The sequence below is a fragment of the Aeromicrobium sp. Leaf350 genome, assembly GCF_916858655.1.
GTDB lineage: Bacteria > Actinomycetota > Actinomycetes > Propionibacteriales > Nocardioidaceae > Aeromicrobium.
On the sequence record NZ_CAKASL010000001.1, the window covers coordinates 499,750 to 514,473 of the forward strand.

Sequence of the window (14,724 nt, forward strand, 5' to 3'; positions counted from 1 at the left end):
GTATGAGCGCTCAGACGGTGGCTGACTCACCGCCCTGGGTGGAAGACTCACCGCCCGCCCGCCCGCCCGCCCCCGCCCGCCCGGGGCGGGTCAGAAGACGCCGGTGACGGCCTTGTAGAGCTCGTTCGCGCCGACGGCGAGGAACATCAGCGCGCAGACGCCGAGCACGACGTTGCCGAACAGGCCGTTGCGCCACTCCCGGGGCACCCGGTCGGTGTTGAGCAGGCCGAGCAGCGTGAGCGCCAGGAACGGCATGAAGATCGAGCCCAGGACGCCGTAGGCGAGGATGATCGCGACCGGCTCGTCGAGGAACAGCAGCGCCATCGACGGGAACGTCAGCCACAGCACGTAGCCGCGGTAGTAGGCGCCGCCGGAGTGCATCCGCGGGTCGTCCTTCGCGAGGCCGCGCGACGTGCCGAGGTAGTCGGCGAACATCAGCGAGACGCCGTGCCACACGCCGAGCAGCGACGAGAACGACGACGCCCAGAAGCCGAACAGGAAGAGCTTGCCGAAGAACTCGCCGTAGCGGTCGTCGAGCACGTCCGAGAGTCCGATCAGCGCCTTGTCGCCCGAGCCCACCGCGATGTTGCTGCTGTACAGCAGCTCCGCGCCCACGATCAGCATCGCGACCACGAAGATGCCGGTCATGACGTACGCCATCGAGTTGTCGATGCGCATGACCTTCATCCAGCCCGGCGTCGACCAGCCCTTCTCGCGCAGCCAGTAGCCGTAGGCGGCGAGGGTGATCGTGCCGCCGACCCCGCCCGCCACGGCGAGCGTGTTGACGAGGCCGCCGTCCGGGATCCTCGGCACGAGGCCGCCGACCATGTCGGGCAGGTTCGGCGTGGCCAGGACGGCGGCACCGACGACCGTCACGAACATGATGCCGACGAACAGCGCCATGAGCTTCTCGACGATCCCGTACCGGCCCAGCCACACCAGGGCGAAGCCGATGAGGCCCATCGAGATCGCCCAGACCTTGAGGTCGGGCCCCTCGGGGAACAGCGCCACGAGCGGCAGCGCCGAGGACGACATCGCCGTCGCGCCGTAGACGATGCCCCAGATCACGATGTACGGCCCGAAGTACCAGCCGGTCCAGCGCCCGAGCGTCTGCCAACCCTGGAAGATCGTGCGGCCCGTCGCGAGCGAGAACCGGCCCGCACCCTCGACCAGGGCGATCTTGAACAGCGTGCCGAGGACGACCGCCCACAGCAGCGCGTAGCCGAACTTCGAGCCGGCCGTGAGGGTCGCGACGAGGTCACCGGCGCCGACGCCCGTGCCGGCCACCACGAGCCCCGGACCGACGAGTCTCCACCGGGGCTTGACCTCGTCGGTGCTCGTTGCCGTGCCGTTGTCCCCGTCTCGCTGGCTCATCGATCCACCGTAGGCGAGGGTGCTCGGGGTCACATCTCGGCCCCGATAGCGTGGCCGCATGACCCAGCACCGCGACGTCGTGATCGTGGGCGGTGGGCACAACGCCCTCGTCGCCGCGACCCTGCTGGCCCGGACCGGGCTGTCCGTGACCGTGCTCGAGCGGCTCGAGCACGTGGGTGGCGCGGCCGTCAGCGCCCAGGCGTTCCCCGAGCACGACGCGCGGCTCTCGCGCTACTCCTACCTCGTCAGCCTCTTCCCCGACCGCCTCGTCGCCGAGCTCGGACTGCGGCTGGAGCTCAGGACCCGCGACGTCGCCTCCTACACGCCGTACCGGCGCGCCGACGGCACGGCCGACGGACTGCTCATCGCGGACGGCCCCGTCGAGACCGATGCGTCGTTCGAGCGCCTCGTCGGCGGGTCCGAGGACCTCAGCGCCTGGACCTGCTTCTACGGCGACGTCGACTGGTTCGCCGACGTCGTGGAACCGACCCTGCTCGGTCCGCTGCCCCGGGCGAGCGAGCTGCGGGAGCGCATCGACCCGGTGACCTGGGACGACCTCGTCGAGCGTCCGCTGGGCGAGGCGATCGAGCGGAGGTTCTCGAACGACCTCGTGCGCGGCGTCGTGGCCACGGATGCCCTGATCGGCACCTTCGCCTCGCTCCACGACCCGTCCCTCGTGCAGAACCGCTGCTTCGTCTACCACCTGATCGGCAACGGCACGGGCGAGTGGCGCGTGCCCGTCGGCGGCATGGGCGCCGTCACGAGCGAGCTCGAGCGGGTCGCCCGCGAGGCCGGTGCCGAGATCGTCACCGGCACCACGGTCGACGCCGTCGAGCCTGACGACGACGGCGTGACGGTGCGCGCCGGCGACCGCACGTGGCGGGCCGCGCACGTGCTCTCCGGAGTGGCCCCCGCGGTGCTCGGCGACCTCGTCGGCACCCCGACCCCCACCCGGCCCGAGGGCGCCCAGCTGAAGGTCAACCTGCTGCTCTCCCGCCTTCCCCGCCTCGCGAGCGGTATCGATCCTGCCGTGGCCTTCGCCGGGACCCTGCACCTCGGCGAGGCCTTCAGCGAGCTCGAGGCGGCCCACGCCGAGGCCGCGTCCGGGCGCCTGCCGACCCGGGCCGCGGGCGAGGTCTACTGCCACACGTTGAGCGACCGCAGCATCCTCGGCCCTGAGCTCGCGGCGACCGAGGCCCAGACCCTCACGTACTTCGGCCTGCACACGCCGCCCGCGACGCTGCCCGACGCCGCGGCCGCCGAGGAGGCGTACGCGCGCGTGCTGGCAGCGCTCGACGAGCACCTCGCCGAGCCCATCGCGCCCCTCGTGCTGGGCGCCGAGGTGAAGACCCCGAATGACATCGAGGACGCCCTCGCGATGCCCGGCGGGCACATCTTCCACGGCGACCTGGCCTGGCCCTGGCTCGACGACGACGAACCTGCCGACACCGCCGCGCAGCGCTGGGGCGTGGCCACGGCGCACCCGCGCGTGCTGGTGTGCGGCAGCGGGGCCCGTCGCGGAGGTGCCGTCAGCGGGCTGGGCGGGCACGGAGCCGCCGCCGCGCTGCTGGAGCACCTCGGGCGCGGAAGTCTCGACCTGTCCTGAGTGCGAGACGTGATCGACGAACTGAGGCGGACGCACTAATCTGCGGACATGTGGAACGCCTGTGACTCACATCACGCTCGTCGGACCGCCCTCGTCGCCGCGCTCGTGGCGGTCCTCCTGGTGCCGGGCACGGGGGCCTCGGGCGACGAGCTGACGCCGGTCGGTTCCCGCGAGGCCGCCGAGCAGCGCGAGGAGTCGGACCCCACGCTCGTGCCGCTGCCGGAGCCGGGACCTCGCTCGGAGGTGCCGCAGGACCGCTACGTGATGGCCGGCGGCTGCTACACCCTGCAGGCTCCGGACGGCTCGTGGATCGCGACGTCGGCCGGCGGCTACGCGACCACCACGACGGAGGCGGACGCGGCACCGTTCCACTTCCAGGCCACCGAGCTCGGCCGCTACCTGCTGTTCGACGCCGACGAGCACTTCGTCGCTCGCGGCGCCGGCGTGACGGCGGCCGAGGCGCCGAGCCCCGCAGCCGAGTGGACCGTCGACCTCGGACCCGACGGCTTCGTGCTGGGCGACGGCGCCGAGAGCCTGGCCGTCGAGGGCGGCTCCCCCGCCGTCGGTACTGCCACGCCCTTCGCCCTGCGCCTCGCCGACGGATGCGCTCCCTGGGACGAGATCGAGGTCAACGTCGAGGGGCCCGTCCTCGCCGGCACCTCCCCCCTGCAGGAGGTGCGCGGCTACCTCGACGACCACATCCACCACATGACGACGGGCTTCCTGGGCGGCGCGATCCACTGCGGCAGGCCGTGGCACCCGTACGGCGTGAAGTACGCGCTGCAGGACTGCCCCGACCACTCGGCGACCCTCGGCAACCTGGCGATCCCCGAGATCGTGCTGAGCGGCAACCCCACGCACGACCACGTCGGTTGGCCGACGTTCAAGGACTGGCCCGCTCACGACTCCCTCACCCACGAGGGCACCTACTACAAGTGGGTCGAGCGGGCGTGGCGTGGAGGCCAGCGCCTCTGGGTCAACCTCCTCGTCGAGAACAACGTGCTGTGCTCGGTCTATCCGGGCCCGAACAAGACCTGCAACGACCTGGACTCGATCCGCACGCAGGCTGCCGAGACCCGAGCGTTCGAGAACTACGTCGACGCGCAGGCCGGCGGTCCCGGCAAGGGCTGGTACCGCGTCGTGACCACCCCGACCGAGGCCCGCGCGGTGATCAACCAGGGCAAGCTCGCGGTCGTGCTCGGCACGGAGTCGAGCAAGCTGTTCGGCTGCAGCGCGGTGCTCGACTCACCCGCGTCGGAGTGCACCGAGGAAGCGATCAACGCGGGGCTCGACGAGCTGTACGCCCTCGGCGTGCGCCAGATGGTGCCGACCCACAAGTTCGACAACGCGTTCTCGGGCGTCAAGGGTGACGAAGGCTTCAACGGCGTCGTCACGAACCTCGGCAACGTGCTGGCGAGCGGCACCTTCCTCGACATGGACATCTGCCCGGAGGGCCTCGGCCCCGACAACGCGCAGCTGAACCCGTCGCTCATCCCCCAGCCCGACGTCGCGCGACTCCTCGGCGGGCTGTTCGGCACCATCGCCAGCCTCGACCTGCTGCCCGTCGCGGTCCCGCTCTACAGCGAGGACCCGAACCAGTGCAACTCCCGCGGCCTGACCGAGACGGGCCGCTACATGCTCGAGCAGATGGTCGCGCGCAACATCGTCTACGACGTCGACCACATGAGCGCGCGGGGCCGCTCGGAGGCCCTGACGGAGTTCGAGCGCCTGGGCTACTCCGGCGTGATCTCGAGCCACTCGTGGTCCGACCCGTATGCCATCCCCCGGATCTTCGCCCTCGGCGGCATGGTCAACTCCTACGCCGGCGAGAGCACGGAGTTCGTGGAGGAGTGGCACGGCCACGTCGAGGACATGGACGGCCGGTTCTACTTCGGGCTCGGCTACGGCGCCGACACCAACGGCCTCGGCCCGCAGGGTGGTCCGCGCGGCGCCGACGTCGAGAACCCCGTGACGTACCCGTTCCAGGGCACCTTCGACGTCGAGATCGACCACCAGGAGTCCGGTGAGCGCACGTACGACATCAACGTCGACGGCGTCGCGCACTACGGGCTCTACCCGGACTGGATCGAGGACCTCAAGCAGATCGCCGGGAACACCATCGACGACGACCTCGTGCGTGGCCCTGAGGCGTACCTGCAGATGTGGGAGCGGGCCAACGGCATCACGAACGACGCGTGCCGCCAGCCCGAGCTGCGCCGCCAGGCCAGCGACTTCACCACGATCGCGGCCGGCACGAGCTCGGACGACGTGCTCACCGGCTTCGGGCAGCCGCACCTGCGCCGCGACTCGACCTACCAGTACTGCGCGCTCGACGGTGCCGCCGAGGCGACCGTGACCGTCAGCTTCGCGGGCACCGCGGTCGCCTCCGTCAGCACGGGTGACGTCCCGAGCGGCACCGGTGGCGGCGGGGCCACGACCGGCGGCGGCACCCCGCTGGTGGGTCCCGACGGGCAGACGCTGGCCGGCGGCGGCACCGTGAACACGTCCGGCGCACGGATCCCCGACACCGGCGGTCCGAGCCTCGGCACGCTCATGGCGGGCCTCCTCGCCGCCCTGATCGGCGGCGCGATGGTCGCCTCCACCCGGCGTCTCAGGGCCACGCCCCGTGCGGGGGACGTCGGGTGAACGCAGCCTGACCGCCCGATTTCGGGACGGGCGGTCAGGCTGGTAATGTTTTCACCCGCGCACCCCTAGCTCAATTGGCAGAGCAGCTGACTCTTAATCAGCGGGTTCTCGGTTCGAGTCCGAGGGGGTGTACCACTCGCCCTCCGACCTTCGGGTCGGAGGGCGTTTCCCGTTCACAGGGTTGTCTTCGACCGGTCGCAACATAACTTTAGGTACTGAAGGTTGTGCTCCTCGAGCGTGATGACCTGCCTGCACTCGCGCACGCGGCACTGGTTGACCCTCGGCTCGAGATGATCCATCCCTTCGCCGACCTCGACGACTTCGCCGCTGGCATCCGCCCGGCTCCGATCGCGCGTCGCACCCCGCGTCGCCTCCGCATCGCCGACGGAAGGCTCGCGGAGCTGGACTGATAGGCGGTCACACCGGGGTTCCGGAGTTGTCCCCAGGCCTCTTCGCGGCTCGGAGCGGGTGTCGGTGGGGGCGGGTTGGCTGGTCTCATGTTCGAGGACCTGGCACCGGAAGACGTGCTCGCCGCTGTGGCGAGTGCGGACTACGGCGTGGTCGAGCCGATCGACGTCATGGGCGGCAAGCACATCGACGCCATCTCCGCGTTGGAGCGGCTGGTGCGTGTGGCCCAGGCACGGATCGCCGAGCACGTGGCCGACCTGTATGCCCTGCGGCGGCTGGACTACTCGGGTGACCCGGCGCTGACGGTCGCCGCCGAGGCTGCGATGGCCCGGGGGCAGTCACCGAGTGCGGGCCGGAGCCTGCTCGAGGTCGCCATGACGCTGCGGCCGATGCCGAACCTGCGCCAGGCGTTCGGAGACGGTGCGGTGTCGGAGCCGGTAGTCCGCGCGGTGGTGCGGGTCGTGCGCGACCTCGACCCCGACACCATCACCGCCATCGACACCCACCTCGCCGGACGCCTCGACGGCCTGACCGCTCCTCAGGCGGGCGATCTGGTGCGTGAGCTCGTGGTCACCCATGACGTCGAGGCCGCCGCCCAGCGCGAGCAGGCCGCGCGGGCCGACCAGTTCGTCTCCTACTGGCCCTCACCCGACGGCGTCGGCACCCTGATCGTGCGTGGCCCCGCCGAGCAGCTCGTCGGCATCAAGCAGGCCCTCCAAGCCCATGCCGACCGGCTCCGCGCCCGGGGTGACGACCGCCGCCGCGGGCAGATCATGGTCAACACCCTCTTCGAACGGGTCACCGGCGTCGAGACCGTCGCGGGGCCGGATGTGGACCTGTCGATCGTGCTGCCCGTGGAGGCCCTGGCCGGTGCCGCGGCAGCCGAGGACCATGTCGGCACGACCGGCCGGCAACGACAGGGCGAGCCGAAGGCGAGGCAGGCGCCCGGGCGTAGCCCGGCACCGGCGAGGCACGAGCCGGTGAGACGGCGACGAAGGAGCCGTGCGCCCCACCAGTGCCGACAACCCGGATGCGGGTGCGGAATCCGCGACATCGACCACATCCGACCCCACCGCAACGGCGGACCCACCACCCAGACCAACGGCCAAGGCCTGTGCCGACTGTCCAACCTCGTCAAGGAGCTTCCCGGCTGGCACGTCGAACCCGGCGACAGTGGCGAGGTCACCTGGACCACCCCCACGGGGCACAGGTACACCTCACCGCCACCACGCGCCCACCCACGCACGTGAGGTCGTGGCTGGTCGTTCGACTAGCGGCGGTTCCACTCGATCGCGGGGCAGGTGTCCATGACCATCGGGACGCCTGCCTCGCGAGCGCGGTCGAACGCCGCCTCGTCGATCACGCCGAGCTGCAGCCAGATGGCCTTGGCGCCGACCTCGATGGCCTCGTCCACGAACTGTCCGGCGGCCTCGGAGCGCCGGAACACGTCGACGACATCGATGTCGAAGGGCACGTCGGCGAGGGTCGCGTACCCCTGCTCCCCCAGCACGACGGGTGCGTCCGGGTGGATCGGCACGATGCGCTTGCCCCGCTGCTGCAGCAGGGCCGCGATCGAGTGGGCCGTGCGGCTCGTGTCGCCCGAGAGACCGACGACGGCCCACGTCTCGAGGTCGTCGAGCATCAGGTCGACCGCTGCCTTGTCCTGCCAGTTCTCGCTCATGACTCCACCGTAGGCCGGAACTCCACGAGGGTTCAGTACGTTGAGGCCCAGAAGGAGCTGATTGCTGATGAAGTGCCCCACCGATGGAGCGACGCTCACGATGAGCGAGCGCGCCGGCGTCGAGATCGACTACTGCCCCGAGTGCCGTGGCGTCTGGCTCGACCGCGGCGAGCTCGACAAGATCCTGGACCGCGCTGCGGCCGAGGCCGGGCCGGCAGCGCCGGTGGCCCCGCCCGTCACGCCCGCGGCCCCGCAGCCCACCTACCGCGACGAGCCGTACAGGGACGACCGGTACCGCGACGACCGCCGCGACTCGTACCGCAGCGACTCCTACGGCAAGCCGTACCGCAAGAAGCGCAAGGAGAGTTGGCTCTCCGAGATCTTCGACTGACCGGCCCTCGGAGAGCCGGACCAGCGGCTTTCCGTCCTTGGTTGACTGAGGACATGAAGATCTTGCTCACCGGGGGAACCGGGTACATCGGATCAGCGGTCCTGGACCGCCTCACCAGCGCCGGCCACGAGGTCACGGCCGTCGTGCGCAGCGACGAGTCGCGCGCCACGGTCGAGGAGGCCGGGGCCACCGGTCTCGTCGGCGACCTGTTCGACTCGGCGTGGCTGCGCGAGCAGCTCGCGACGCACGACGCCGGCATCCACACCGCGGCGGGCAGCGACGCCGACGACCAGGCGCTCAACACGTCGGTCGTCGACGCGGCCCTGGCCGCCTTCGGCGGGACGTCCAACCCGTTCGTCCTCACGGGCGGCGTCTGGACCTACGGCTCGGGCGAGGACCTCTCCGAGGACCGCGAGCCGAACCCCGTGCCGCTGACGGCGTGGCGCGTGCCGCTCGAGCAGAAGCTGCTCGGGTCCGACGTGCGCGCGACCGTGGTGCAGCCGGCCGTCGTCTACGGCCACGGCGCCGGCATCCCTGCGATGCTCGCCGGTCAGAAGTCGCTCCCCGGCACCGGCGACCAGCACTGGACCACGGTGCACGTCGACGACCTCGCCGACCTGTACGTCTCGGCCCTCGAGTCGCCCGGAGGCCAGACCTACCTGGCGGCGGCCGGTGACAACCCGACCGTGCGCGAGCTCGGCGAGGCCATCGGCCCCGACGTCACCGCGCAGGGCGACCAGGCCACGCTCGACGCGCTCGGACCGTTCGGCGAGGCGCTGCTGCTCGACCAGCAGGCCTCCGGCGCCAAGGCCCGCACCGACCTCGGCTGGAGCCCGTCGCGCCCCGCGCTGGTCGACCTGCTGCGCGAGGGCTACCCCGCCGACCGCTGAACGACGAGCCGATACCCCTGACCGGGGTCGGTGAGGAAGAGGGTGGGGGCCGCCGGATCGGGCTCGAGCTTGCGCCGCAGCTGCGCCATGTACACGCGCAGGTAGTGCGACTCGCGGCCGTAGCCGGGCCCCCACACCTCTCGCAGCAGGTCCTGCTGCGACACGAGGTGGCCGGGCCTGCGCGCCAGCACCTCCACGAGATGCCACTCGGTCGGCGTGAGCCGCACCGGCTCGCCGTCGCGCTCGGCATGCCGCTCCGTCACGTCGAGCCGCACCCCCGCTGCCTCCACGACGAGGGGCGGCTCGGCCGCGGACGAGCGGCGCACCGCAGCACGCACGCGCGCCATGAGCTCCTCCATCTCGAACGGCTTCGTCACGTAGTCGTCGGCCCCGGAGTCGAGCGCCTCGACCTTGTCGTCGGTCTCATGACGCGCCGAGAGGATCACGACAGGCACGGCGTGCTGCTCACGCAGCCGCTGCAGCACCGACAGCCCGTCGAGGTCTGGGAGGCCGAGGTCGAGGATCACGGCGTCCGGCAGACGCTCCTCGACGATCTGCAGGGCCGATCGTCCGTCGCCGGCCGTCTCGACCTCGTAGCCGCGCGCCCGCAGGTTGATGCCCAGCGTGCGCACGATGGCCGGGTCGTCGTCGACGACGAGCACGAACGTCACGGCGCCTCCTGCGGCAGGTCGACGACGAACGTGGTGCCCCCACCAGGGGTGTCGTCGAGCGTGAGGGTACCGGCCATCGCCTCGGTCAGGCCGCGGGCGACCGCCAGACCGAGGCCGACCCCGGTGCCGCCGGGCACGTCGCCGAGCCGCTGGAACGGCGCGAACACGCGCTCCCGGTCGGCCTCGGCGATGCCGGGCCCGGTGTCGACGACCCGCAGCAGCACCCGGGGCCCGCTCGTCGCGGCGTCGACCCGCACGACCGCCGGCGCGGGTGCGTGACGGAGCGCGTTCGTGACGAGGTTCTCCACGACGCGCTCGAGGAGCCCGGCGTCGGCCCAGGCGTGCACCGTCGGGTCGACGGACACCGAGACCCGGTCCAGGGACTCCAGTCCGGCGAGCGCCGAGCTGACCACGGCCTCCAGGTCCGTCGGCCCGCGGCGGCTCGTGACCGCCCCGGCCTCGAGGCGGCTCATGTCGAGCAGGTTCGCGACCAGGGCGTCGAGGCGGTCCGCGCCCTCCTCGACCGTCGCGAGCAGCGCCTCGGTGTCCTCGGGGCTCCAGTCGATGTCGTCGTTGCGCAGGCTCGACGCCGCCGCCTTGATCGAGGCGAGCGGGGTGCGCAGGTCGTGCGACACCGCGGCCAGCAGCGCGGCGCGTGCCCGGTCGGCCTCGGCGAGCGCTCGGCGCTCGGCGCTCTCCTGCGCTGCCGCCCGCCGCTCCCGCAGCACTCTCACGTGGGCGGCGTAGGCCGTCATGAGGCGGAGCTGGTCGGGCGACGGGGCCTCCCCCGTGAACACCAGGGTCGCGGCGTCGTCGACCTCCACCCGCGTGGACTCCCCGAGCGAGGTGTCCCCGGCCGAGACGATCTCCAGACCGTTCGCGTCCAGCACCGCGACTCCGCGCATCCCGAAGACCTCGCGTGCGCGGTCGACGACGCCCTGCACGTCCTGACCGGCGTGCAGCAGGCCGTGGGCGAGCGCCGACAGGGCGTCCGCCTCAGCCGTGGCGCGCAGCGCCTGCGTCGTGCGCCGGGCGGCCAGGTCGACCACCGAGGAGACCGCCACGGCCACCGCGATGAACAGGGCCAGGGCGTAGGCGTTGTCGGTCGTCGCGATCGCGAGGGTGCGCAGGGGCGGCGTGAAGAAGTAGTTGAGGGCGAACCCGCTGACGAGCGCGGCGAGCACCGCGGGCCGCAGCCCGCCGACCAGGGCCGTCGCCACCACGACGACCATGAACAGCATCGCCTCGCTGGGCAGCGAGTGCAGGTCCGGCGTCACGAGCAGCAGGCCCGTCAGGGCCAGGGGTCCCAGCACCGCGAGGGCGAAGCCGGCCACGGTGCGCACCACGCCGAGCCCCTCGCGGGCCCGCACGTCTCCACGTCGCTGCCGCGCCTGCTCGTGCGTCACGATGTGCACGTCGATGTCACCGGACTCGGCGATCACCACCTCGCCGATCCCCGGGCGGACCAGGGTCGAGAGCCGGCCCCGCCGACTGGCGCCGATCACGACCTGTGTCGCGTTCTCGGCCCGCGCGAAGGTCAGGATCGCCCCGGCGGTGTCCCCGCCGTCCGCACCGCGCACGACCACGTGGAAGGTGCCGCCGAGGTCCTCCGCCAGGCGCCGCAGCGCCTCCAGGCGCGCCGGCGTGTGCTGCACCAGGCCGTCACCCCGCGCGACGTAGAGCGCCATCCACCGGCCGCCCCCGGTGCGGGAGGAGATCCGCTCGGCGCGTCGCATCAGCGACTCCGACTCGGCCCCGCCCGTCACGGCGACGACGAGCCTCTCTCGCGCGGCCCACGTCGCATCGATGTCGTGCTGCGCGCGGTAGCGTTCGAGGCCCTCGTCGACCCGGTCGGCGAGCCAGAGCAGCGCAACCTCCCGCAGCGCCGTCAGGTTGCCCTCGCGGAAGTACTGCCCGAGCGCCGCGTCGACGCGGTCGGGCGGGTAGATGTTGCCGTGCGCCATGCGTCGACGCAGCGCCTGCGGGCTCATGTCGACGAGCTCGATCGCGTCGGCCGAGCGCACGAACCGGTCCGGCACGGTCTCGCGCTGCTGCACGCCCGTGATGGCCGCGACGACGTCGTTGAGCGACTCCAGGTGCTGCACGTTGACCGTCGTGATGACGTCGATGCCCGCCGCGAGGAGCGCCTCGACGTCCTGCCAGCGCTTGCCGTGCTCCAGGCCCGGCACGTTGGTGTGGGCGAGCTCGTCGACGATCGCCACCTCGGGCGCCCGGGCGAGGAGGCCGGGCAAGTCGAGCTCGGACTGCTCGGTGCCGCGGTGCTCGACGGAGCGGCGCGGCAGCACCTCCAGGTCGCCGATGCGGTCGATCGTCTGTTGCCGACCGTGCGTCTCGACGATGCCGACCACCACATCGGTCCCGCGGGCCGCGCGACGACATCCCTCGTCGAGCATGCGGTACGTCTTGCCGACGCCCGGCGCCGCTCCGAGGTACACCCGCAGGGCGCCCCGTGCCGGCTCCTGGAGATCGCTCACGGGATCAGTCTGCTCCCTCGAGGGCCTGGTCGAGCGCACGGTTGAGGGCGACGACGTCGACCCGAGGCTGCCCGAGGAATCCGAGCTGGCGTCCCGAGGTGTGGTCGTCCACCAGCTGCTCGACCTCCGTGACCGGCAGGCCACGCTCCTCGGCGACACGATCGACCTGCAGCGTGGCGTACTCCGGCGAGATGAACGGGTCGAGGCCGGAGCCTGACGCCGTGAGCGCGTCGGCCGGCACGAGCGCCGGGTCGATCCCCTCGACCTCCGCGATCGCGGCCCGTCGCTCGTCGATCAGGGCGAGGAGGTCGGGATTCGACGGTCCGAGGTTGGACGGCGCTGACGCGAGTCCGTCGTAGTCGTTCGCGGACGGACGGCCGTGGAACCAGCCGTCGTCGGCCACCGGGAAGTCCTGGCCGATCGTCGCGTCGTCGCCGGGCACGGCCCGACCGGCCGCCCAGACCGCGGCGGGGTAGGCCACCCCGAGCAGGACCGTGGCCACGAGCAGGAGCCGCAGCCCCACCCAGGCCTGTCGACCCGTCGACGTGAGCGTGAGAGAGACGTTCATGTGATCACCCGATTCCCGGAATCATCGACACGAAGACGTCGATGAGCTTGATGCCCACGAACGGGACGACGAGGCCGCCGAGCCCGTAGACGAGGACGTTGCGGCGCAGGAGCGCCTCGGCCGACAGCGGCCGGTACTTCACCCCGCGCAGGGCGATCGGGATGAGGGCCACGATCACCAGCGCGTTGAACACGACCGCGGAGGCGATCGCCGACTCCGGCGTCGAGAGCCGCATGACGTTGAGCGAGTCGAGGGCGGGGTACGCCGCCAGGAACATCGCCGGCAGGATCGCGAAGTACTTCGCGACGTCGTTGGCGATCGAGAACGTCGTCAGCGCCCCGCGGGTGATGAGCAGCTGCTTGCCGATGGCGACGACGTCGATGAGCTTGGTCGGGTCGGAGTCGAGGTCGACCATGTTGCCGGCCTCCTTGGCCGCCGACGTGCCGCTGTTCATCGCGACGCCCACGTCGGCCGCCGCGAGGGCGGGAGCGTCGTTGGTGCCGTCACCCGTCATCGCGACCAGGCGTCCGCCGGCCTGCTCCTTGCGGATCAGCGCGAGCTTGTCCTCCGGAGTCGCCTCCGCCAGCACCTCGTCGACGCCGGCCTCGTGCCCGATGGCGGCCGCCGTGCGCGGGTTGTCGCCCGTCACCATCACGGTGCGGATGCCCATCGCGCGCAGCTGGACGAAGCGCTCGACCATGCCGTCCTTGACGACGTCCTTGAGGTGCACGACGCCGAGCGCTCGCGAGCCGTCGGGGCCCGACTCGGCCACGACGAGCGGCGTGCCGCCGGCGCCACTGACCTCGTCGACCTGCACCTGCACCGCGGCCGGCAGGCTGGTGCCGAGCCACGCCTCCACCGCCGAGCCCGCTCCCTTGCGGAGCGACCGCCCGTCGGCCAGGTCGACGCCGGACATGCGAGTCTGGGCCGTGAACTCCACGAAGGCAGCACCGTCGGGCAGGTCGGAGTCGTCGGCGCCGCGCTCGAGGGCGAGGTCGACGATCGAGCGGCCCTCGGGCGTCTGGTCGGCGAGGCTCGTGAACCGGGCGACGTCGCGCAGCTCGTCGTCCGTGACCCCCGGAGCGGTCAGCAGCTCCGAGGCCCGCCGGTTGCCGTACGTGATGGTGCCCGTCTTGTCGAGCAGCAGCGTGCTGACGTCGCCGGCCGCCTCGACCGCGCGGCCCGACATCGCGAGCACGTTGACCCGCACGAGACGGTCCATGCCAGCGATGCCGATCGCCGAGAGCAGGGCACCGATCGTGGTCGGGATCAGGCAGACCAGCAGCGCCACGAGCACGAGCGGCTCCTGCGGTGCGCCGGCGTACTCGGCCATCGGCGCCAGCGTCACGACCGCGATCAGGAAGACGATCGTCAGGCTCGTGAGCAGGATCGACAGGGCGACCTCGTTGGGGGTCCTGCGCCGTTCGGCACCCTCCACCAGCGCGATCATCCGGTCGAGGAACGTCTCACCCGGGGCCGCCGTGATCTGCACGACGATCCGGTCCGAGAGCACCCGCGTGCCGCCGGTGACGGCCGACCGGTCGCCCCCGGCCTCGCGGATGACGGGCGCGGACTCACCGGTGATGGCCGACTCGTCGACCGAGGCCACGCCCTCCACGACGTCGCCGTCACCCGGGACGACCTCGCCGGCCTCGACGACCACGCGGTCACCGACCGCCAGCTGGGTGCCGGGCACGACCACCTCGGAGCCGTCGGCAGCGAGCCGCCGGGCGCTGACGTCACTGCGGGCGGCTCTGAGCGAGTCGGCCTGGGCCTTGCCGCGTCCCTCCGCGACCGCCTCGGCGAGGTTGCCGAACACGACCGTGAGCCAGAGCCAGACGGCGATGAACCAGGCGAAGACCGACGGATCGGCGATCGCGACGACCGTGGTGGCGAGCGAGCCCACCCACACCACGAACATCACGGGGCTGCGCCAGAGGTGGCGCGGGTCCAGCTTGCGCAGGGCCTGCGGCAGCTGGGCGGCCAGCATCGGC

Annotated in this window: 11 protein-coding genes and 1 tRNA gene; 6 read left to right on the forward strand and 6 right to left on the reverse strand. The window is 72.0% G+C overall.

Annotated elements, in window-relative coordinates; genetic code table 11:
- Positions 1–90: 90 nt before the first annotated feature.
- On the reverse strand, positions 91–1,374 hold the full coding sequence (locus LO931_RS02565; protein WP_229051657.1) for an Nramp family divalent metal transporter: 1,284 nt from the start codon (positions 1,372–1,374) through the stop codon (positions 91–93).
- 58 nt (positions 1,375–1,432) lie between these two features.
- On the opposite strand from LO931_RS02565, the gene LO931_RS02570 reads away from it, so the two are divergent.
- The 4 genes from LO931_RS02570 to LO931_RS02585 all read left to right on the forward strand — a co-directional run bounded on the left by LO931_RS02570 (position 1,433) and on the right by LO931_RS02585 (position 7,284).
- Positions 1,433–2,980, forward strand: coding sequence for an NAD(P)/FAD-dependent oxidoreductase (locus LO931_RS02570; protein WP_229051658.1), 1,548 nt, complete (start codon positions 1,433–1,435; stop codon positions 2,978–2,980).
- A gap of 48 nt (positions 2,981–3,028) precedes the next feature.
- A complete protein-coding gene (locus tag LO931_RS02575; protein ID WP_229051659.1) occupies positions 3,029–5,626 on the forward strand; it encodes a hypothetical protein in 2,598 nt (865 codons plus the stop codon).
- Positions 5,627–5,685: 59 nt separating this feature from the next.
- A tRNA-Lys gene (locus LO931_RS02580) sits at positions 5,686–5,761 on the forward strand.
- A 362-nt stretch (positions 5,762–6,123) separates the two neighbouring features.
- Positions 6,124–7,284 carry an HNH endonuclease signature motif containing protein gene (locus LO931_RS02585; RefSeq protein ID WP_229051660.1) on the forward strand — a complete coding sequence of 387 codons (1,161 nt, stop codon included), beginning with the start codon at positions 6,124–6,126 and terminating at the stop codon, positions 7,282–7,284.
- 20 nt (positions 7,285–7,304) lie between these two features.
- Here the strand turns inward: LO931_RS02585 and LO931_RS02590 are convergent, their stop codons facing one another.
- A complete protein-coding gene (locus LO931_RS02590; RefSeq protein WP_229051661.1) occupies positions 7,305–7,715 on the reverse strand; it encodes a CoA-binding protein in 411 nt (136 codons plus the stop codon).
- A 67-nt stretch (positions 7,716–7,782) separates the two neighbouring features.
- Between LO931_RS02590 and LO931_RS02595 the strand changes: the two genes are divergently transcribed.
- The gene (locus LO931_RS02595) at positions 7,783–8,106 is read left to right on the forward strand and encodes a zf-TFIIB domain-containing protein (protein ID WP_229051662.1); all 324 of its coding nucleotides are present in this window, start codon (positions 7,783–7,785) and stop codon (positions 8,104–8,106) included.
- A 53-nt stretch (positions 8,107–8,159) separates the two neighbouring features.
- On the forward strand, positions 8,160–8,996 hold the full coding sequence (locus tag LO931_RS02600; protein WP_229051663.1) for an NAD-dependent epimerase/dehydratase family protein: 837 nt from the start codon (positions 8,160–8,162) through the stop codon (positions 8,994–8,996).
- Here the strand turns inward: LO931_RS02600 and LO931_RS02605 are convergent.
- The 4 genes from LO931_RS02605 to kdpB are packed head-to-tail and all read right to left on the reverse strand — an operon-like array spanning position 8,978 to position 14,720.
- Complete coding sequence (locus LO931_RS02605; RefSeq protein WP_229051664.1) at positions 8,978–9,667, reverse strand: response regulator transcription factor; 690 nt, start codon at positions 9,665–9,667, stop codon at positions 8,978–8,980. The two genes, LO931_RS02600 and LO931_RS02605, sit on opposite strands and share 19 nt — an antisense overlap.
- Positions 9,664–12,162, reverse strand: a complete 2,499-nt coding sequence (locus tag LO931_RS02610; RefSeq protein ID WP_229051665.1) for an ATP-binding protein — start codon at positions 12,160–12,162, stop codon at positions 9,664–9,666. Before LO931_RS02610 ends, LO931_RS02605 begins: the two co-directional genes overlap by 4 nt.
- 4 nt (positions 12,163–12,166) lie before the next feature.
- A complete protein-coding gene (locus tag LO931_RS02615) occupies positions 12,167–12,730 on the reverse strand; it encodes a potassium-transporting ATPase subunit C (protein WP_229051666.1) in 564 nt (187 codons plus the stop codon).
- A 4-nt stretch (positions 12,731–12,734) separates the two neighbouring features.
- A complete protein-coding gene (kdpB, locus tag LO931_RS02620; protein ID WP_255657834.1) occupies positions 12,735–14,720 on the reverse strand; it encodes a potassium-transporting ATPase subunit KdpB in 1,986 nt (661 codons plus the stop codon).
- Positions 14,721–14,724 lie beyond the last annotated feature (4 nt).